At 43.0% G+C, this 18738-nt stretch carries 17 protein-coding genes; 8 read left to right on the top strand and 9 right to left on the bottom strand.

The window, feature by feature from the left end; translation table 11 throughout:
* Positions 1–170: 170 nt before the first annotated feature.
* From tatA to WJR50_RS08985, 3 genes are all read right to left on the bottom strand, one after another.
* A complete protein-coding gene (gene tatA, locus WJR50_RS08995; RefSeq protein WP_341292925.1) occupies positions 171–356 on the bottom strand; it encodes a twin-arginine translocase TatA/TatE family subunit in 186 nt (61 codons plus the stop codon).
* Between the two features lie 114 nt (positions 357–470).
* Complete coding sequence (locus WJR50_RS08990; protein WP_341292924.1) at positions 471–1301, bottom strand: ferritin-like domain-containing protein; 831 nt, start codon at positions 1299–1301, stop codon at positions 471–473.
* A 21-nt stretch (positions 1302–1322) separates the two neighbouring features.
* A complete protein-coding gene (locus WJR50_RS08985; RefSeq protein WP_341292923.1) occupies positions 1323–2075 on the bottom strand; it encodes a ferritin-like domain-containing protein in 753 nt (250 codons plus the stop codon).
* 227 nt (positions 2076–2302) lie between these two features.
* Here WJR50_RS08985 and eat point away from each other — a divergent pair, with 227 nt between their 5' ends.
* Complete coding sequence (eat, locus tag WJR50_RS08980; protein WP_341292922.1) at positions 2303–3643, top strand: ethanolamine permease; 1341 nt, start codon at positions 2303–2305, stop codon at positions 3641–3643.
* A 35-nt stretch (positions 3644–3678) separates the two neighbouring features.
* On the opposite strand, the gene WJR50_RS08975 is transcribed toward eat, so the two are convergent.
* The 3 genes from WJR50_RS08975 to WJR50_RS08965 form a co-directional block, all read right to left on the bottom strand.
* Complete coding sequence (locus tag WJR50_RS08975) at positions 3679–4257, bottom strand: hypothetical protein (RefSeq protein ID WP_341292921.1); 579 nt, start codon at positions 4255–4257, stop codon at positions 3679–3681.
* 331 nt (positions 4258–4588) lie between these two features.
* Positions 4589–6925: a M1 family metallopeptidase gene (locus WJR50_RS08970; RefSeq protein WP_341292920.1), complete on the bottom strand. Its 2337-nt coding sequence runs from the start codon at positions 6923–6925 to the stop codon at positions 4589–4591.
* Between the two features lie 86 nt (positions 6926–7011).
* A complete protein-coding gene (locus tag WJR50_RS08965; protein WP_341292919.1) occupies positions 7012–7596 on the bottom strand; it encodes a HupE/UreJ family protein in 585 nt (194 codons plus the stop codon).
* A gap of 212 nt (positions 7597–7808) precedes the next feature.
* Between WJR50_RS08965 and WJR50_RS08960 the strand changes: the two genes are divergently transcribed.
* The 7 genes from WJR50_RS08960 to WJR50_RS08930 all read left to right on the top strand — a co-directional run bounded on the left by WJR50_RS08960 (position 7809) and on the right by WJR50_RS08930 (position 15276).
* Positions 7809–9077 (top strand): aspartyl protease family protein, encoded by a 1269-nt coding sequence (locus WJR50_RS08960; RefSeq protein ID WP_341292918.1) that lies wholly within the window; start codon positions 7809–7811, stop codon positions 9075–9077.
* Between the two features lie 196 nt (positions 9078–9273).
* The gene (locus WJR50_RS08955) at positions 9274–10380 is read left to right on the top strand and encodes a vWA domain-containing protein (protein ID WP_341292917.1); all 1107 of its coding nucleotides are present in this window, start codon (positions 9274–9276) and stop codon (positions 10378–10380) included.
* A 96-nt stretch (positions 10381–10476) separates the two neighbouring features.
* Positions 10477–11994 (top strand): P-loop NTPase family protein, encoded by a 1518-nt coding sequence (locus WJR50_RS08950; protein ID WP_341292916.1) that lies wholly within the window; start codon positions 10477–10479, stop codon positions 11992–11994.
* Positions 11995–12088: 94 nt separating this feature from the next.
* Positions 12089–12772 carry an AlbA family DNA-binding domain-containing protein gene (locus WJR50_RS08945; protein WP_341292915.1) on the top strand — a complete coding sequence of 228 codons (684 nt, stop codon included), beginning with the start codon at positions 12089–12091 and terminating at the stop codon, positions 12770–12772.
* A 246-nt stretch (positions 12773–13018) separates the two neighbouring features.
* Positions 13019–14281, top strand: coding sequence for a PhoH family protein (locus WJR50_RS08940; protein WP_445223459.1), 1263 nt, complete (start codon positions 13019–13021; stop codon positions 14279–14281).
* A 97-nt stretch (positions 14282–14378) separates the two neighbouring features.
* Positions 14379–14684, top strand: a complete 306-nt coding sequence (locus WJR50_RS08935; protein WP_341292913.1) for a toxin-antitoxin system YwqK family antitoxin — start codon at positions 14379–14381, stop codon at positions 14682–14684.
* A gap of 64 nt (positions 14685–14748) precedes the next feature.
* Entirely contained in the window at positions 14749–15276 is a 528-nt protein-coding gene (locus WJR50_RS08930; RefSeq protein WP_341292912.1) for a PRC-barrel domain-containing protein, read from the top strand.
* 59 nt (positions 15277–15335) lie between these two features.
* On the opposite strand, the gene rplS is transcribed toward WJR50_RS08930, so the two are convergent.
* The 3 genes from rplS to WJR50_RS08915 form a co-directional block, all read right to left on the bottom strand.
* On the bottom strand, positions 15336–15689 hold the full coding sequence (gene rplS, locus WJR50_RS08925) for a 50S ribosomal protein L19 (RefSeq protein ID WP_341292911.1): 354 nt from the start codon (positions 15687–15689) through the stop codon (positions 15336–15338).
* A gap of 130 nt (positions 15690–15819) precedes the next feature.
* Entirely contained in the window at positions 15820–17169 is a 1350-nt protein-coding gene (locus WJR50_RS08920; RefSeq protein WP_341292910.1) for a fasciclin domain-containing protein, read from the bottom strand.
* Positions 17170–17425: 256 nt separating this feature from the next.
* Positions 17426–18703 carry a fasciclin domain-containing protein gene (locus WJR50_RS08915; protein ID WP_341292909.1) on the bottom strand — a complete coding sequence of 426 codons (1278 nt, stop codon included), beginning with the start codon at positions 18701–18703 and terminating at the stop codon, positions 17426–17428.
* Between the last annotated feature and the right edge of the window lie 35 nt (positions 18704–18738).

Below are 18738 nucleotides of genomic sequence, written 5' to 3'. Positions count from 1 at the left end.
TTGTGAAGGTTTCTCCAAGCCTTAAAAATAAGTTGATTTTAGCTACTTTTTGCCTATTCCATAAAAAAAGTGCTCCACAGCATGGAGCACCTTTGTTTTAACCAAAAACTTATGAACCCTGGCGGGTACACTTATCTCAGTAACGCTAACATTTACTTAACTACCACTCATCATGAGTCTTTGAGTTCTCGTTCTGCCTCGCCACTGATGGCAGATTTATATTCTTTGATGCCTTGTCCTAAACCTTTCGCCATCTGAGGAATCTTCTTAGCTCCAAAAAATAGCATGATAATGGCCAGAATCAGGAAGATTTCCCATCCTCCCAGGCCTCCTACAAATAATAATAAGCTTTCCATATCGTATCGTTTTTTAAATGAAAAAATAAGTGATTTATGCCTTCACCCTCAGAGTTACTTGTAAAGAACTCTGAGGAGGGAGAAAGGAACTCTGAGATCTATTACAGAAAATATCTAGCTCACTATGAACAGGCTGGCAATGGCCGTGGCATCTTCTCCGGACAGAGGTTCATCATAAGCCTCAGTGCCTGCGTCAGCGCCAAACTCGGTAGCGGTATCATAACCAGCCTGCATGGTCTGCGCTTCACCATTGTATACCGCCTGGCTTGCTTCGGGCATACCCTCTCCCCGATTATCCTGTACAATCCATCCTTTTAAGCCTCTCAGCCTGCGGATTTCTGAAGCATGACGTGCTTCTACCGAATGTATCTGCAATGCCGCGGTAAGCAGATCGGGCGCGTCCATCAGGTTGGTAGCCTGCCCTTTGTAAGCGCGTACGCCGGTATCTTCAAATGCCTGGGCCAAAGCCAGTAGCTGGGCGTATGCAGTATCCTGACCAATTCCATTTTCATTGAAAGGGTCAAATGCGCCTCCGGCAGTGAAGTCAAAAGTAGGCTTATCCACCACATTGTCTCCCAGTCCGGCAATCAGAAAGTCTACATGCGCACTCTCATGTTTGGAAATCTGCATATACACTTTCTCGGCACGGGTACCCGCAGGTACCACACCTGAATCCAGTGCCATACGATAAAACTCGTCTTCCAGATACTCCAGCGTAAGCGCCAGCTGCAAGGCTGATACTGCACTGTTCATGCTTTGTGCCTTCACTTTTTGTGAAGCAAACATCGCTGCACCCATAGGGACGGCACTCATCGCCAACTTTTTGCTTAGGCTACCCAGCTGATTGAATGCCTGGCGGCGGGATACTATGCTTTTCTTGTCCTGCTCTTTGTTGGCAGTCAATTCATCACTCGTGAAATGGTCTAAAAAATGTATGATATTCATAATATAAAATGTTTTGAGATCTTATGATGTGGGTAAATTATTGGCGGTAAACTCAGTGGTGATGAACTGTCCAGCTATCGGAAGTATATCTGCCGGAGGCATGGCTACATCCAGCCCGTTTGTCGGATCTACCACATCATCACCCGCAAAGTCAGTAGAATCTGGATTGATCAGGCTGCGAATAGCCGCAGCATGACGAGCTTCCACCGATACGATCTTACCCGCGATCAGCAGATAATCAGGGTTGGTGAGCAGCCTTCCTGCACCATTATAGGCTGCCACACCGGTATCTTCCAAAGCTTTGGCAGTGGCCAGTACCGCATCACGACTGCTAAAATCCAGATCGCCATAATCAAATTCCAGCTCAGGCAGTACCTGCGCACTATCGCTTACCGCAGCGGTGATTGCAGTCTTAAAAAACTCACGGTGAATCACTTCATGATAGTACAGAGCGGTAAGCACCTGCTGCTCTTCGGCAGTGATGCCTGCATAGAAGTTATTAAATACTCTGGTATAAAAGTCTGCCTCCAGCTGCTCCAGCGCATAGGCGTAATTGAGAATACCTACATCGCCGCTACCCAGATCAAACACCTCATCATCTCCATCGTCAGGAGGATTGGGCATCATTTCGTCATCCTCTTCACAACCTGCCAGTAGCATCCCGCCAATGGCAAGGGAAGCGCCTCCCAGTTTGATAAATTGTCTCCGGTTTGCTTTGCCTGCCTGAAAGGGCTGGCTTTCGGAAAGGGATACTTTAACTTTGTGCTTCTTCATAATGATTTTTGTTGTTAAAAAGTATCTTACCTACGAAGCTCAGGACTTAGGTAGATTGATCAGAAGGGAAAAAATGTGGAGAAGGTAACTTTTTGCAATGCCTTACACAAAGCTCATTGCAGAATTTTATTAAGCACAGAGACAACATTACAGTTCTTAAATTTTACTAATAATACTTTTTACCTTATGTTCACCGGATAAACCTTTTATCATTACCTAAACACATTATGGCGGAAGCAAAACTGAAACAAACCCTGGGGCCGGTACTTTTGTGGGGCATAGGCGTAGGGCTGGTGATCTCAGGTATGTACTTTGGATGGAACCTCGGACTGGCCGAAGGCGGTACTGCCGGACTGGCAGTGGCTACCGTTTTTATTGCCATCATGTATATCACTTTTACTTTCAGTTATTCCGAACTTGCCTGTGCTATTCCTAAAGCAGGAGGTGCTTTTGACTATGCTGATCGGGCGCTGGGCAAGAGAATGGGTTTCTTCGGAGGTATGGCGCAGATCATTGAGTTTGTATTTGCTCCTCCGGCCATTGCTGCTGCCATAGGCGCTTACTTTCACCTTTATTTTCCTGCCATGCCTACGTTGGGCATTGCTATCGTTGCCTATATGCTTTTCACCCTTCTCAATATTTCAGGAGTAAAAACAGCTACTACTTTTGAGCTGGTGGTGACTGTGCTGGCGGTGGTAGAACTGCTGATCTTTGCAGGCGTTACCCTGCCGGAGTTTGAGTTTGCTAACCTTAGTCAAAATGCTTTACCCAATGGCTGGGGCGGTGCTTTTGCGGCTATTCCTTTTGCCATCTGGTTCTTTCTGGCCATTGAAGGGGTGGCCAATGTAGCAGAAGAAACCATCAATCCGCAACGCAATGTGATGCTGGGCTTTGGCTCTGCCATCTTTACGCTGGTTATGCTCTGTGTGCTTACCTTCTCCTCGGCAGTAGGTGTAGCCGGATGGGAAGCAGTAGTTTACCCTGAAGGCAGTACTGAAGCCTCAGACTCTCCGCTGCCGCTGGCACTTTCGTATGTGGTGGGCGCGGAAAGCTGGCTGTATCATCTGCTCATCTCAGTAGGCTTGCTGGGGCTGATCGCCTCTTTTCATGGGATTATACTGGCGGCAGGACGAGCTACTTTTGAATTCGGAAGGGTAGGCTATGTGCCCCGGCTGCTGGGCAAAGTCCATCCTCGTTTCCAGACGCCAGCTTATGCTTTGGTAGCCAATATGTTTATCGGGATCATTGCCTTACTTACGGGTAAGACCGGTGAAATCATCACCATTGCCTGCTTTGGCGCGCTTTCCCTTTATATCATTTCCATGATCAGCTTTTTTGTGCTACGCAAACGAGAACCGGGGATGGAACGCCCTTTCCGGGTGCCATTCTATCCTGCTTTCCCGGCCATTGCGCTAGTGATTGCTACTATCGCCCTCATCGCCATGACCATCTACAATCTGATGATTGCCCTGGTCTACTTTGGCATTATGCTTTTGGCGTATGGCTATTTTCACTTCTTTGTATTGCGGAAGGACAAGGAGAAAGCCGTAGTTACAGAACATTCTTAAAAAATAAAAACAATGTCCTTTCGGACTATTAGCATTCAGATAGGAAACCTCAACCCGGCGGTCAGAAAGAAAGAGCGGTGAGTACCAAGATTGAAATCAGGTACTTCCGAGAGTTCGGTAAGCGACCATTCATACTTGGTTTCGGCAAAGAGAAACAGAAAATCTACTCCCAGCCCTGCAAACACTCCTCCTGCTCTGGGTTTGAAGTCATCTTTAACATAGTCTAAATCTGTTTCCAGATCCGTTATCCAGAACAAAGAACCTCCTCCGAACAGACGTACTCCTCCTCTGCTATTTTCATTCCCTACGATCTGGTAGCCAATGGTAACAGGAATACGAATGCCCTCAAAGTCAGTCATGTATTCATTAGCGAGAGTATCTTGTAAATCAGTAGATTTATTCACAAAAAAAGCGCCTATTTCCCCATAAAGACCATCGCCATAGGCTATACTCACACCTCCCTGCCAGCTTGCCTGTCCTACTGCGTTATCAAAGTCAGAGCTATTGGAAACGCTTGAAATATTCATGCTGACCGAGGGCTTGAGTATCGGCTGTGCATGAGATAAGTTAGCGAAAAGAGAAAATACGAATATGATGATTAGTAGATTTTTCATGAAGGGAGACCAATGCTTTATGATAAAGTAATAGTATATACTTAAAGCATCAATGATAAAGAAGACTTCTGAGAAAAAAAATACTAAAACGATGAGTGTTTGTACAGGCCTGGGGTAAATGGGCAACTAACCCTACTACGGTATATTTTCAGTTTGTAAAGATTGCAGATAGGGCGACAAAAGTGGGACATACACTCTCTGGGCTTGTGTCTCACAGCTCACCTTCAGAAAATGGACAGTAGTACAACAATTCACACCATTAATCACATCATAAAAAAAGCGGCTTCTCCAAAGATAAGCCGCTTTCATGATACATTTCGCGAGAAAGAAATTAATTACTTCCTACTGCTTCTTCACTTTTCTTTTTCTTCTGCATAGGATTAGGACCGGAAGCGCCACGAGCGTTCATCTGCTCTTTATAAATCTCAAAGCGGGTAGGTACAGCACGCTCAGGAAAGAAATTATTACCTTCCTCGGTATCGGCGGTTTCACGATAAGGGTCCAGGTGGATTTGCTTTACCTTTTTGTCTTTGGCAAATACTTTGGTTACCTCTTCAGCATTGTAGCGCCATATCTCAGCAGGTATCCTTTCTATCTCGGTAGAGCCGTCTTCAAAGGTCCATTCTAAGATGATAGGCATGACCAATCCTCCAATATTGTTGAAAGTCACTTCGTAGAAATTCATACCTGACTTGAGCAGTTCACGTTCTTTCTCATTCAGGCTTGCCACAAAGTCATTGTAAGCCTCCACATCTTCCTGGTTGATCTCAAAAGGATCATAGTCATTGTAGAAATCTCTCAGGCTGGGATCAGCCTCAATCGCTGTAGTGGGCACATCATCTTTGTTGTACATCTGGCTGATATGCTTCTCCTCCTGCTCGTAATTCTCTCTGGCAATAGGATTTTCTATACGTGGGTCCTGCGTATTGATCTGGAAGTATTTTACATCCTTAATGCCAATATCCACATGATCATTAGTAAAGAACCACCCTCTCCAGAACCAGTCCAGATCAGTACCCGAAGCATCTTCCATAGTGCGGAAAAGGTCGGCGGGTTCAGGATGTTTGAAAGCCCAGCGGGTGGCATACGTTTTGAACGCATGGTCAAACAACTCACGCCCCATCACGGTCTCCCGCAGTATATTCAAAGCCGTGGCAGGCTTGGCATAAGCATTCCAGCCAAACTGCTGTACCTGCTCGGAGTTGGTCATGATAGGGCTGATCTGGGACTTATCTCCTTTCATATAAGGTACAATCTTGAAAGCCGGTCCACGACGAGATGGATAATTACGATCCCATTCCTGCTCAGTAAGGTACTGCACAAAGGTATTCAGTCCTTCGTCCATCCAGGTCCACTGACGTTCGTCAGAGTTGACAATCATCGGAAAGAAGTTGTGCCCTACTTCGTGAATGATTACACCTATCATACCGTATTTGATACGCTCGGAGTAAGTACCATCTGGGTTAGGGCGACCGTAATTAAAGCAGATCATAGGGTATTCCATACCGTTAGAGGCTTCTACAGAGATCGCCTTAGGGTAAGGGTATGGTATAGTATATTTAGAATATGTTTTCAGCGTATGGGCGACTACTTCAGTAGAGTACTGCTCATACAGCGGGTTGGCTTCTTTAGGATAATAAGACATCGCCATGACAGTGCGTCCGTCAATCTCTACGCCCATAGCATCCCAGATATACTTACGAGAGCTACCGAAAGCAAAGTCTCTTACATCTTCTGCTTTGTATACCCAGGTCTTTTTGTCCTTGGCTTTTGACTTTTCTTTTTTCTCCGCCTCTTTCTGACTTACAATGATTACTGGCTTATCAGCGGTTTTAGATTTCTCCAATAAATCACGTTGCTCCTGAGTCAGTACTTCTTCAGGATTTTGCAGCGTCCCTGTAGAGGCTACGATATGGTCGGCAGGTACGGTAATGGCCACTTCATAGTTACCAAAAGTCAGTGCAAATTCACCACGGCCCAGGAACTGCTTGTGCTGCCAGCCGTTGTGGTCATCATACACAGCCATGCGAGGGAACCACTGAGTGATGGTATAAAGGTAGTTACCATCTTCAGGAAAGTACTCGTGTCCACCACGTCCACCCATCAGCAGGCGGTCATTAACGTTATAATACCAATCTATTGAAAAAGAGATCTGCTCACCGGGCATCAGTGTTTCAGGGATATCTACTCGCATCATCGTACGGTTGATGGTGTAGGGAATATCATTTCCTTCCGCATCCTTTACCGCCTGAATCTTATGCCCTCCATCAAAGTCATAGCCTACGATACTCTCCAGGTTATCAACGTTCATGCGATCAGCAATGCTGTTGGTCTGGGTTTTATAAGTATCAGAATCTTTGGCGCGCATATTCTGATCCAACTGCACCCATAGATAGTCCAGCGGGTCAGGGGAGTTATTGTAATAGGTAATTGTCTCGGAGCCGGTCAGGCGCTGAATCTCATCGTTCAGCTCACACTCAATTTTGTAGTCGGCACGCTGCTGCCAGTACTTATGCCCGGGCGCTCCGGAACCTGCACGGTATACGTTAGGCGTAGGTAAGGCTGCCGGTCCCAATTGTTCAAACTTGTCGGTATGCTTATTCTCCTGGGCAAACAAGCTTTGTCCGAGACCTATTATGAGGCTTAGGCTAATTAGTATATATCTCATAGTATCAATTAAATAGTCTGAAAAACAAGTTATTTACGGTATTTTATGTAAATATAATTAAATATTGCAATACACTATTTCAAGATTTACCAGAATTTGGTATCAAGCATTAATGTGAGAGCAATACCGGCAATCGCAGAAGAAATCACCAGCCGCCAGTCACGACGGGCTACCTGTAACATATTCACAAAGAGGAAAGAAATCAACAGGAATAAGGCTACAATGATAATTTGCCCTATTTCCAAACCTATATTGAAAGCCAATAGTTGCATCACAATAGATTCATCTTTGCCCAGCAGGCTACGCAGATAATTTGAAAAACCCATACCATGAATCAGCCCAAAGAAAAGTGCAAAGGCATAATTCAGCCTGCCACCAGTTTGTTGCAGACCGCTGTTGTTTTTGAACACATTGCTCATCGCAGTAATAAATATGGTTACCGGAATCAGGAACTCAATCAGTGAAGGATTTATTGTAATAATACTTAGCGTAGATAGGGCCAGCGTAATAGAATGGCCTATGGTAAAAGCGGTTACAATCACCAGTATTTTCTTCCAGTCTTTGAGCAGATAGATTGCACACAAGGCTACTACAAACAAAATGTGGTCGTAGCCATTAATATCCAAAATATGGGTAAAACCCAGATTGAAGTAGAGTGAAAAAGTAGACATAGTATTTTTGCAGGTAGAATAAACCGCAAATCTAACAAAAAATACCTCTTTTTATTAGGAAAAAGCGTATGAACCTGCTCATCTATTGCAAAGTATAGATTGTATAATCAGAGGTAATTTTTTTTTCTGATTGTTTGTTATATACAGAGTTTACATGTAGTATATATTCTGAGATTCAGCACATTAACCCTGTAACTACCTTGCTCAGCCACATGAGTACTAAATTTTTAATTCAATATGCACTCTTTATTTTTTTTACCATTGGGGAGGTAGCATCTCATGTGGCTTATGGTCAGTTTGTATACCGTGGTTTCCGGATTACTAACAAAAGAACCAAACGTGTAGAAATCCCTTTTGAGATGCACAGTAATCTCATTGTGGTACCCGTGAGGATCAATGATGCTGAGCATGAGCTTAAATTCATCCTGGATACGGGAGTGCGCACTGCTATTCTTACTGACGATATATATGTGGAAGGAGTACCCAGCCCCAACGACAGAGTAATCCGCCTGATGGGTGCGGGAAAAGAAGGGCAGATCAGTGCATATGTAAGTAATAATATTTCCTTTGCCCTACCGGAAGGGGTAGAAGCTGAAGGGAATGCCATGCTGGTGTTGCAGGAAGATTATTTGCAACTGGACAATCACCTTGGCGTACGTATTCATGGTATTCTCGGCTACGAGATCTTCAGCCGCTTTGTGGTTGAGGTAGACTACATTAATCAACGTGTTATTCTCCACCGTCCCGAACATTTCAAGCCCCGTCGTTCTTACCGGGAGTTTTCAATGAGCATAGAAGATACCAAGCCCTATATTACCGACGTGAAGCTGAGAGTTAACGACACTACTTATGTACCGCTCAAGTTAATGGTAGATACTGGCGCCAGCCATTCTCTGCTACTAGATACCGACTCCCACCCGCTCATTACTGTTCCTGAAAAAAATCTCTCCGGCTATCTGGGCCGTGGTCTTAGCGGAGAAATATATGGTTATCTGGGGCGTATTGACGGCCTAAAACTTGCCGATTATGAGTTAGAAGGTATCATTTCTTCATTTCCAGAAGACAGCAGCCTCGTGCTTCCGGCACAGTCACAAACCAAGCACCATGGTAATATCGGCGGCTCCGTTTTGAAGCGCTTTCGTGTAGTATTTGACTACGCCAATCAGAAGATGTATATCAAGAAGAACCGGCTCTTCCGTAAAGAGTTTGAGTATAACATGAGCGGCATGGAACTGATCGCTACCGGTCCCCTGCTTACTACCCTTTACATTTCTAAAATTACTGAAGACACTCCTGCCGATCGTGTAGGACTCAAAGAAGGAGATATGATTATTTCTATTAATGGAAGACGCCCCCCGGAGCTTGACCTTGGGCTGTTTAGCGCTTTGGTGAACAAAAGACCGGGCAAGCGCATTCGCGTCAAAGTACTCCGAAACGGTAAGGAGCTAAAGAAAAAGTTTCGCCTGGAGAGGGTTTTATAAAAACCAACTTCATGTAGATAAGTGTATTACATTTCCTACCTACCTTACTTTCCAACTTCTTCTTGCTAAGTATATTTCAAATCTATATTTTGGGCTAAATGCGTCAAATAAATGTCGCTACAGCGAATGCCTTTGCTCACTTTTCCGTTATAGAGGAGAAACAGAACAAATCCACCATTTTTAAGGTTTTGCATATATGCTAGGATACCGATTTACCGACTACCAGCCCGACCCCAATCAGCAAGGACAAAGTACTTTTGATCAGCTACTGAAAATATTCATGGAACTCATGGTTATTACCTCCGGTGATGTTGGAGAGACATTGCAGTGGATGACCAGCCTGGATAATCAGTACAACATCACTAATGATGAATATGGGATGGGTGATTTTATTCAGGAACTGAAAGATAAAGGATACATCACCGATGAAAATCCTGAAGGTTCTTTTGAACTTACTGCCAAAACTGAGCGCTCAATTCGTAAAAGTGCGCTAGAAGAAATCTTCGGCAAACTCAAAAAGTCCGGACAGGGTAGCCATAAAACACCGCACAGCGGCATGGGTGACGAAGCCAGTACTGACCGTCGTGATTATCAGTTTGGTGACTCTCTGGAGCAGATTGCCATGACTGACTCTATCCGTAATGCACAGATCAACCACGGCTTAGGCAATTTTATGCTGACCGAAAACGATCTGGAGGTCAATGATACGGAGTTCAAAACCCAGACCTCTACAGTACTCATGATTGACATCTCGCACTCCATGATTCTCTACGGAGAGGACAGAATCACGCCTGCCAAAAAAGTGGCAATGGCGCTGGCAGAGTTGATCACGACTAAGTACAAAAAAGATACACTCGACATCATTGTTTTTGGTAATGATGCCTGGCAGATCCAGATCAAAGATTTACCCTATTTGAAAGTTGGTCCCTACCATACCAATACGGTAGCCGGGCTGGAACTGGCTATGGATATTCTCCGCCGCCGTAAAACTAAAAACAAGCAGATTTTTATGATTACGGATGGTAAGCCTACCTGTCTCAAGCAGGGAATTAAGTATTACAAAAACAGTTTTGGATTGGACAGCAAGATTCTTAACAAAACGCTAAACCTGGGTGCTCAGTGCCGCCGCATAGGCATTCCGGTCACTACTTTCATGATTGCCTCTGACCCTTATCTGAAGCAGTTTGTGCAGAAATTTACCGAGGTCAACAACGGCAACGCCTACTACAGCAGCCTCAAAGGTTTGGGTAATCTTATCTTTGAAGATTATCGCCGAAACCGCCGTAAAAACTTTAAACAGTAGTTTCAGGTAAAATTTTTATTTTGTGTTCTTCTTCACAGCAAGAACTTATATCTTTTTGTTAACCTGAAGCTTTTTAACCTTTAATTGTAAACGTCAATGAAATATCAGGACATTCCGTCTGAACAACTTTTAAAAATTCATACACTAGGAGAACTGAAAGCCAGTGGCTACCAACCCAGGTCTATTAAGCAGGAATTGAGAGATAATCTGATTCAGCGCCTGCGCAAAAAGGAGAGAGTATTTGAGGGCATTTGGGGCTATGAAGAATCTGTCATTCCCGATATGGAACGTGCCATTCTTTCCATGCACAATATCATTTTATTGGGACTAAGAGGACAGGCCAAGACCAAAATCGCCCGTATGATGATAGAGTTGCTGGATGAGTACATGCCGGTAGTCAAAGGCTCCGAACTGAACGATGATCCTCTGCAGCCACTTTCACACTTTGGTAAGAGTGAAATAGCAGAGCATGGAGACCATACGCCTATTGCCTGGGTGCATCGCTCTGAGCGTTATGCTGAAAAACTCGCTACGCCTGATGTATCGGTAGCGGATTTGATTGGAGATACCGATCCTATTAAAGCAGCTTCACTTAAGCTGCCTTATTCTGATGAAAGGGTAATTCACTATGGTCTTATTCCCCGCTCACATCGCTCTATTTTCGTGATCAATGAGCTGCCCGATTTGCAGGCACGCATACAGGTGGCTTTGTTCAATATTTTGCAGGAAGGTGATATTCAAATTCGCGGTTTTAAAGTAAGATTGCCGCTGGATATACAATTTGTCTTTACCGCCAATCCGGAGGATTATACCAACCGAGGTAGCATCGTTACTCCGCTCAAAGACAGGATTGACAGCCAGATCATGACGCATTATCCGCGTACACTGGAGATCAGCAAGAAAATTACGGCGCAGGAAGCCAAGATCAAAGAACCTCAGAAAGCTAAGATCAAACTTACGGAATTGGCTCATGATCTTATTGAGCAGGTGGCTTTTGAGGCCAGAGAAAGCGAATATGTGGATGAAAAAAGTGGGGTATCCGCCCGACTTACCATTTCCGCGTACGAAAACCTGATGAGCGCTGCGGAGAGACGTACTTTGTTGAATGATGAGGAGGACACTTTTATACGTGTCTCTGACTTTATTGGCGTTATCCCTTCCATCACCGGTAAAGTAGAGCTGGTGTACGAAGGAGAGCAGGAAGGCCCCGGCATTGTGGCGCATAATCTGGTAGGCAAAGCCATACGTACCCAATTTCTGAAGTACTTTCCTAATCCCGACGATAAGCGTAAGCAGAAAGAAAAAAATCCTTACAAAAAGATCGTAGAATGGTTTGGAGAAGGCAAAGAAGTAGATATCCTGAATGATCTCAGCAATAAGGAATATAAGAAGCGCCTGAAAAGCGTGCCCGGCCTGGAAGAACTTGTCAAAAATCATCATGCTAAAACAGATGAAAATACGCGTCTCTTCCTCATGGAATTTGCTTTACATGGCTTAGCCGAATACAGCCAGCTTAGCAAAAAGCAACTCACTGCCGGTACGCAGTTCAAAGATTTGCTGAGCAGTATGTTTTCTATGCCTGACTATGGCGAAGAAAACGATTTTGACGAATAGCATACTGGCTATCATCATTTAGTAAAGTAAAATGGGCCGTTCATAAAAAGTATGCGGCCCTGTTTATCTGTAGATTTAACAATATTTATGGGTCATGTCTATGCAGGAAATTCAAAAACTGGTTAGCTGTGGTGAGGGAGAAAATATTGAGTTTAAAAGAAAAGTAGCCCATCCTGAAAAGATCATCAGAGAGATTGTAGCCTTTGCCAATACTAAAGGAGGCAACTTACTGATTGGCGTAGATGATAATGGAAATATTCCGGGTATTAGATTTGCCGATGAGGAAATTTTTGTACTGGAAAAAGCCATACAGCAGTGGTGTCGCCCTAAGCTTGACTATGAAGTAGATGTAGTACCTATCAATGGCAAAAAATCTATAGTGCATTATAAAATTAAGGAAAGCGAAAAAAAGCCACATTACGTACTCAACGAAGATTTTAAAAAGCACAAGCTAAACGGCGATAAGCGTATCCATAAGCATAAGGGAAAAGCCTACGTTCGTTTTGAAGATAAAAGCCTCCAAGCCAGCCCTGAAGTATGGAAAATCCTCAAACGGGGACGTAAACCTCGTGATATGAAGTTTACCTTCGGAGAGAAGGAAAAGCTGCTGATGGAATACCTGGACAATCACTCCCATATCACACTTACTGAGTTTACTCGCTTGGCCCATTTGCCACGATTTAGAGCTTCACAAACCCTGGTTTTGCTCGTCTTAGCCAATGTACTCAAAATTATTCCCAGAGAAAAAGAAGACATTTTTATGCTGAAATTTTCATAAGATATTCCTTACATTTATTCTCCTCTCTCGGAAAACATTGACATCCGCGGAAGTACAAAAGTGTAATTGAAGATTAGTATTCGTCACAAAACATTTATGGGGACTACGAGAAAGAAAGCAAGCAGCCAGCCAGCTGGTGCCACCACAACTAAAAAGATTAAAGCCAACAGCAATGGGGTTAAGTCTAAGCAAAAGAAAATATTTGTACTTGACACCTCAGTCATATTGTATGCTCATGATGCTATCATGCACTTTGATGAGCACGATGTAGGTATCCCTATCACGGTGCTGGAAGAACTTGACCAGTTTAAGAAGGGCAGTGATACTCGTAACTTTGAGGCCAGAGAGTTTATCCGTATGCTGGATGATCTTTCTAAAGAGCATACTCTCCGCGAGTGGATTCCTCTGAATGGCAAAACCAAAGGCTCTTTTAAAGTGGTGATGAGCCCGGAGAGCGAAGTAGATGCTGAAAAAATATTTGATGAGAAAAAGCCCGATCATAAAATTCTGAATGCTGCGCTTTCGCTCAAAGAAGAGTATCCTGAGCGTAAAGTCATTCTGGTTACCAAAGACATTAACCTTCGCCTTAAAGCCAAATCTCTTAACCTGACTGCGGAAGACTATGAGACTGGCAAAGTAAAACACGTAGCCAGTTTGTACAGTGGAAAAACCGTGTTTGAGCGGGTCAACAGCGATAAAATCACTGACCTTTACAAAGATGGCTTTGCCGAGGTAGAAGATTTTATGAACCCCAAACAGGTAAGCGCCAATGGCTATTACATTCTGAAAAGTGCCAAAAACTCTGCGCTTTGCTACTATAATCCGATCCTGCAACGCATAGAAAAAGTAGAAAAAAAGCAGGCCTATGGCATCAGACCTAAGAATGCTGAGCAGGCATTTGCACTACATGCTATCCTCAACCCTGAGGTGAGGCTGGTTTCTGTACAGGGAGTAGCTGGTACCGGAAAAACACTACTGGCCCTTGCCGGAGCTTTGGAGCAACGGCGTGAGTACAAACAGATTTATCTGGCAAGACCTATCGTCCCTTTGAGCAATAAAGACATAGGTTACCTGCCCGGTGATATCAAATCTAAGCTTAATCCCTATATGCAGCCGCTGTGGGATAACCTGAAATTTATTCAGAACCAGTTTCATGAGAGTGATAAGGATCATACCCGCATTACTGAAATGCTCAATACAGAAAAGCTGGTCATCACACCGCTGGCTTATATTCGGGGCAGGAGTTTATCCAACATATTCTTCATTGTGGATGAAGCACAAAACCTTACGCCCCATGAAGTAAAAACAATTATCACCCGGGCGGGTGAGAATACCAAGATTGTATTTACCGGCGATATTTATCAGATAGACACTCCTTATCTGGATTCTCAGAGCAATGGACTTTCTTATTTGATAGATAAGATTAAAAGTCATCCGCTTTATGCGCATATCACATTGGAAAAAGGGGAGCGTTCTGAGCTAGCCAACCTGGCCAATGAACTCTTGTAAGCCTCTTTTTATCTTACCAATGTAATATTGCGCTTAGAAGGAAAATCGGAAGAGGTGATAATCTGCTTAAATTGCGGATAGTTTTCAATGCCCTTCCATGATGATATTGGTTGTACAAATTCTGATCTGGCTTTCTTTTTTATTTTCATCCACTACAGATAATTGTAAGGGAGAAATGGTTGATGGTGCCAGACATGGGCACTGGCAGTGTTTTTATGGTAATGGTAAGATTCAGGAAGAAGGTGACTACCAGAGTGGACAGAAAGTAGGGCACTGGAAATTTTATCATGAAAACGGCAATATTGCATTAGAAGGAGACTATAAGGATGGACATGAAAGTGGCGCATGGAAAATGTACGATGAAGCTGGCAATCAGCTTGATACAATAGACTACGGCCGCTAAACTTTCTCAGCCTCGCCCGGTTCTGTTAGTGTAGACTTAGTTAAATATTTACACTTATAGAATCATGTTGAAGCAATATTTATCCACCCGAGACAATATATTATCCAATACTGTACATGATGAGACAGGAGAGGAAGTTGGGAAAATCCATGACATACTGATTGACCCGGAAGATAACCAGGCCAAAATTGCTATCCTTGCAGAAGGAGGGATTTTAGGTTTAGGTAGTGATTATATAGCCTTACCATTTCACCTACTCAGATTTAACACCCAGGCTTCTGATGTTGCACTCAAAGTAGCAGCTCATCGCATCAAAAATGCTCCTTCTATAGATATTCATAAGCTCAAAGGAAGTGATACCCAAGAGTTGGAGAAGCTTTTTAATTACTATGGCGTCAAGGTGATGGAAAATCAGTCACAAGAATCTGTTGATAGCCAGCAATATGTACAAGAAAGGCAGACTAATCACGCGCACCAAGGCTATGAGGGCTCAGCCAAAGTTACCGGAGAGGAACCTAAAACTAACCCTGAGAGTAATCCTGCTGATGATATGGATTATGAGCAGCTTAAGTGGGGTAAGAAAAACAAATAATAAAAAAACGCCATTATCTTTTACAGATAATGGCGCTTAAATATCGTTAAATATAGTTTCTACCTTCTTTCTTTGATACGGGCAGCTTTACCCTGGCGACCTCTCAGATAGAATAATCTGGCTCTTCTTACTTTACCTTTTCTGATTAATTCAATTTTGTCAATACTTGGAGATAACAAGGGGAATATTCTTTCTACCCCAATACCGCTTGATACTTTTCTTACAGTGAAGGTTTCTCCATTTGAGTTTTCATTACGGCGCTGAATTACTACCCCTTGAAACTGCTGGATACGTTCCTTGTTACCTTCAGTAATTTTCACGTGTACGTTGATCGTATCACCTGCCTGAAATTCAGGGTGCTTCTTACGTACATCCTGATATTCCTCCTCTATAAATTTTAACAGATCGCTCATGATATATTTGTATTTTAAATACGCTGTCCAAAAAGAACTGCAAATATAGAAAAAAGATTTTGCAATGCAGTATATAAACTAAAAAAAGCTCTCATGAAAGAGAGCTTTTTTTATAAGTTAAATCAACGGATTACTCAACCATCCTGGTCACTTTTACCTCAAGTTCAATTTCATCATCTATTCCATCAAATTCACCATCATTATTACCATCTACAATTTCTTCTACAAAGAATATTCCGTAGCGATTGTCTACTGTTTTGAAAGCATAAAGCTCACCAGCCGATAAATCGGTAACTTCAGCGACAGGATCTTCGGTAGCAATTTCATACTCCTGCACCAACCGGGCCGCATCAGCTGCACTAATGGCATTAAAGTCGTCCAGGCTTAGGTTATTAGTAGCACGAAACATAGTAGCATTCAATGCACTCCAGTTTGCTCCACCTGCCCCAAGGTTATATACGTTTGAAGGATAGTCTGAAGGCGCAGCGATAGAAGCATTGTTATCAACACCATAATAATAACCAAAATCAATATCCGCAGAAGTGATACCATCGGTACCATTTACAACATCATCTACCGAATAGATTCCACCATTGTCTGCACTAAAGAAGGTGTCAGATGAGCGCTCACCAGGAGCCTGTCCTATAGGAGCAGCTAACAAGACTGCTTCGTATTCGGCCACGGTTTGTGGTAACAATACCTGATTAATCACATGCACTACACCATTACCTGTTTCTATATCTGCGGTAGTAACAGTAGCACCATTGATCATAATATTATCATTGTCATCTATGGTAACTACTACGCTAAGCCCGTCAGGATGCAACGTTTCAATCACTTGTCCACTTTCAAGGTCGCCAGAAGCTGAAGCACCTTCTACTACATGATACATTAAAATATTTGCCAAATCTTCTCTTGCCAAAAGCTCTTCCTGAGTAACACCCAGAGCTGTCATCAGCCCCTGAAAAGCCTGATTGGTGGGCGCAAAAACCGTATACTCAGCACTTTGATCGTCTAGAGTTTCCACAAGGTCAGCTTCATCAAGCGCAGCTACCAATGTGGAAAGATTAGCGTCAGACATGGCAGCATCTACTACAGTCTGGTATCCTACATCTATTGTCAATTGTCTATTTACCCCACCTGACGAAAACGTAAGCGTAGCTTCATCACTAAGTGTAGCAGTAGGACTTACTGTTACGGTAATGCTGCTTCCTGAAGTAATAACATTATTACTGGGCACACTTACCGCCGCCCCATTGGTTACTACAGTAATTTCTTCGGTACTGGTAGCCCCCAGAGATGGAGTGATCTCGATATCTGAACCGGGAGGAGCGATGTAAGTATCCTCTTCAACAATTTCACCATCTATAGAAAGGGAGATGGATGCGGATGGTCCCTCATTATCGTCCTCACAACTCGCTAAAAAAAGTACGGAGAGTACTAATGAGCTAAATAAAAAATAACGCAAAGCTTTATTCATCTTCTTCATTAATTTAGTTTGAAAAATCATTTTTTATACAACTGCCGGAATCTGAAACACATTGAAAAATGTCTGATGGTATTTCTTGATCTTATATAGAAATAGACGTCCTGATATCTCGCAGAATATACTTCCGACCTGTCATATCTCAACACACTTAAACTATATTTGTTCGCACCGAAAGACTTTTGTAGGGCTATAAAACAAAAAAAGCTCTCCAATACGGAGAGCTTTTTTATATGATATTCCTCAATAATTATTGAGTCACTTTTACCTCAATTCTAATACCATCATTTGCACCGGTAGTACCAACAACTTCTACTACTTTAACAAGTCCAAAACGACCATCTTCAGTCTGAAATGCAACTACATCGTCAGCTACAAGACCATTGATTCGTCCTGGGCTGGTTACTGCAGTTCCAGCTTCAAATTCTGCCTCTATGGCGTCTCCCTGTGATGATGCAATAGCATCAAATCCTTCGGCACTTAGATTAGTACTTCTGAATACTGTTGTATTCAGTTGGTTCCATTCTCCCATATCATAACCTACAGTGCTTGTCCAGTTTCCATTATCGGGAGAAAGAAGCGTAGCTTCTAATGTATTTCCATAGAAATAACCAAAATCTATTTCAGCAGAAAGAGGCTCGGTAGAACTTACCACATCATCAAAAGAGTAAAGTTCGCCTGTACTTGTGCTGAAAAAGGTTTCAGAAGTTTCTTCTGCAGTCGGAGCAGCTAACAAGAATGCCTCATAAGAAGTCACATCAGGAATCAATACCTCTTCTATTTCGTGGATAACACCATTTCCTGCTTCAAGGTCAGCAGTAAGCACTTCTGCACCGTTTACAAAAATACCATCATCAGTTACATCAACATATACACTGTCTCCGCTAAGTGTTTCGTAATAACCTGATTCTAAGTCAGTTGATAAAACTAAACCTGACACTACATGATACTGAAGAATAGTAGTTAATACATCTGTCTCAGGAAGGTCAGCTTCAGAGGTAATGCCTGCTGCTGCAAAGGCATCATCATTTGGTGCAAAAACTGTGAAAGGACCGTCCCCTTCAAGAGCCTCTACCAAATCTGCCGCTGTTAGTGCAAGTACTAATGTTTCAAAATCATCACTTCTGGTAGCTATATCTACGATAGTCTCAAAGCCAACAGTAATTTCAAGCTGTTCACTTGCCTGAGAGTTACCATCTGTTACTGAAAATGTTAATGTAATAATATCTCCAGAAGCTGCGTCTTCAGGAACTATAAACTGTACAGTTTCACCTGAGGCAACTAAACCATCACCAATAAAATCACCACCGCCGTCGGTAAGAGCAGTAGCTTCAGCACCGGCTGAGGCATTTGTAAGAGTTACTTCTACATCCACAGTATCTCCAGGGGCTGCCTCAATACTTTCCGAAGGATCAAGAGATACGGCTAAATCTCCAATAGGATCTTCTCCATCCTCTTCACAACTCGCTAAAAAAAGTACGGATAGTACTAATGAGCTAAATAAAAAATAACGCAACAATTTACTCATACGTGTTAAAATATTTGGTTTGAAAAAACTTAATT

Origin of the sequence: Catalinimonas locisalis, assembly GCF_038039535.1 — a bacterium.
Taxonomy (GTDB): Bacteria; Bacteroidota; Bacteroidia; order Cytophagales; family Cyclobacteriaceae; genus Catalinimonas.
This window is presented reverse-complemented; position numbering and strand designations above follow the sequence as displayed.

Bases quoted from the DNA above. Each gene is read 5' to 3' on its own strand.
- WJR50_RS08975 (WP_341292921.1), bottom strand. From the start codon at position 4,257: ATGAAAAATCTACTAATCATCATATTCGTATTTTCTCTTTTCGCTAAC.
- WJR50_RS08940 (WP_445223459.1), top strand. From the start codon at position 13,019: ATGCACTTTGATGAGCACGATGTAGGTATCCCTATCACGGTGCTGGAA.
- WJR50_RS08920 (WP_341292910.1), bottom strand. From the start codon at position 17,169: ATGAATAAAGCTTTGCGTTATTTTTTATTTAGCTCATTAGTACTCTCC.
- WJR50_RS08955 (WP_341292917.1), top strand. From the start codon at position 9,274: ATGCTAGGATACCGATTTACCGACTACCAGCCCGACCCCAATCAGCAA.
- WJR50_RS08930 (WP_341292912.1), top strand. From the start codon at position 14,749: ATGTTGAAGCAATATTTATCCACCCGAGACAATATATTATCCAATACT.
- rplS (WP_341292911.1), bottom strand. From the start codon at position 15,689: ATGAGCGATCTGTTAAAATTTATAGAGGAGGAATATCAGGATGTACGT.
- WJR50_RS08970 (WP_341292920.1), bottom strand. From the start codon at position 6,925: ATGAGATATATACTAATTAGCCTAAGCCTCATAATAGGTCTCGGACAA.
- eat (WP_341292922.1), top strand. From the start codon at position 2,303: ATGGCGGAAGCAAAACTGAAACAAACCCTGGGGCCGGTACTTTTGTGG.
- WJR50_RS08990 (WP_341292924.1), bottom strand. From the start codon at position 1,301: ATGAATATCATACATTTTTTAGACCATTTCACGAGTGATGAATTGACT.
- WJR50_RS08960 (WP_341292918.1), top strand. From the start codon at position 7,809: ATGAGTACTAAATTTTTAATTCAATATGCACTCTTTATTTTTTTTACC.
- tatA (WP_341292925.1), bottom strand. From the start codon at position 356: ATGGAAAGCTTATTATTATTTGTAGGAGGCCTGGGAGGATGGGAAATC.
- WJR50_RS08935 (WP_341292913.1), top strand. From the start codon at position 14,379: ATGATGATATTGGTTGTACAAATTCTGATCTGGCTTTCTTTTTTATTT.
- WJR50_RS08945 (WP_341292915.1), top strand. From the start codon at position 12,089: ATGTCTATGCAGGAAATTCAAAAACTGGTTAGCTGTGGTGAGGGAGAA.
- WJR50_RS08915 (WP_341292909.1), bottom strand. From the start codon at position 18,703: ATGAGTAAATTGTTGCGTTATTTTTTATTTAGCTCATTAGTACTATCC.
- WJR50_RS08985 (WP_341292923.1), bottom strand. From the start codon at position 2,075: ATGAAGAAGCACAAAGTTAAAGTATCCCTTTCCGAAAGCCAGCCCTTT.
- WJR50_RS08950 (WP_341292916.1), top strand. From the start codon at position 10,477: ATGAAATATCAGGACATTCCGTCTGAACAACTTTTAAAAATTCATACA.
- WJR50_RS08965 (WP_341292919.1), bottom strand. From the start codon at position 7,596: ATGTCTACTTTTTCACTCTACTTCAATCTGGGTTTTACCCATATTTTG.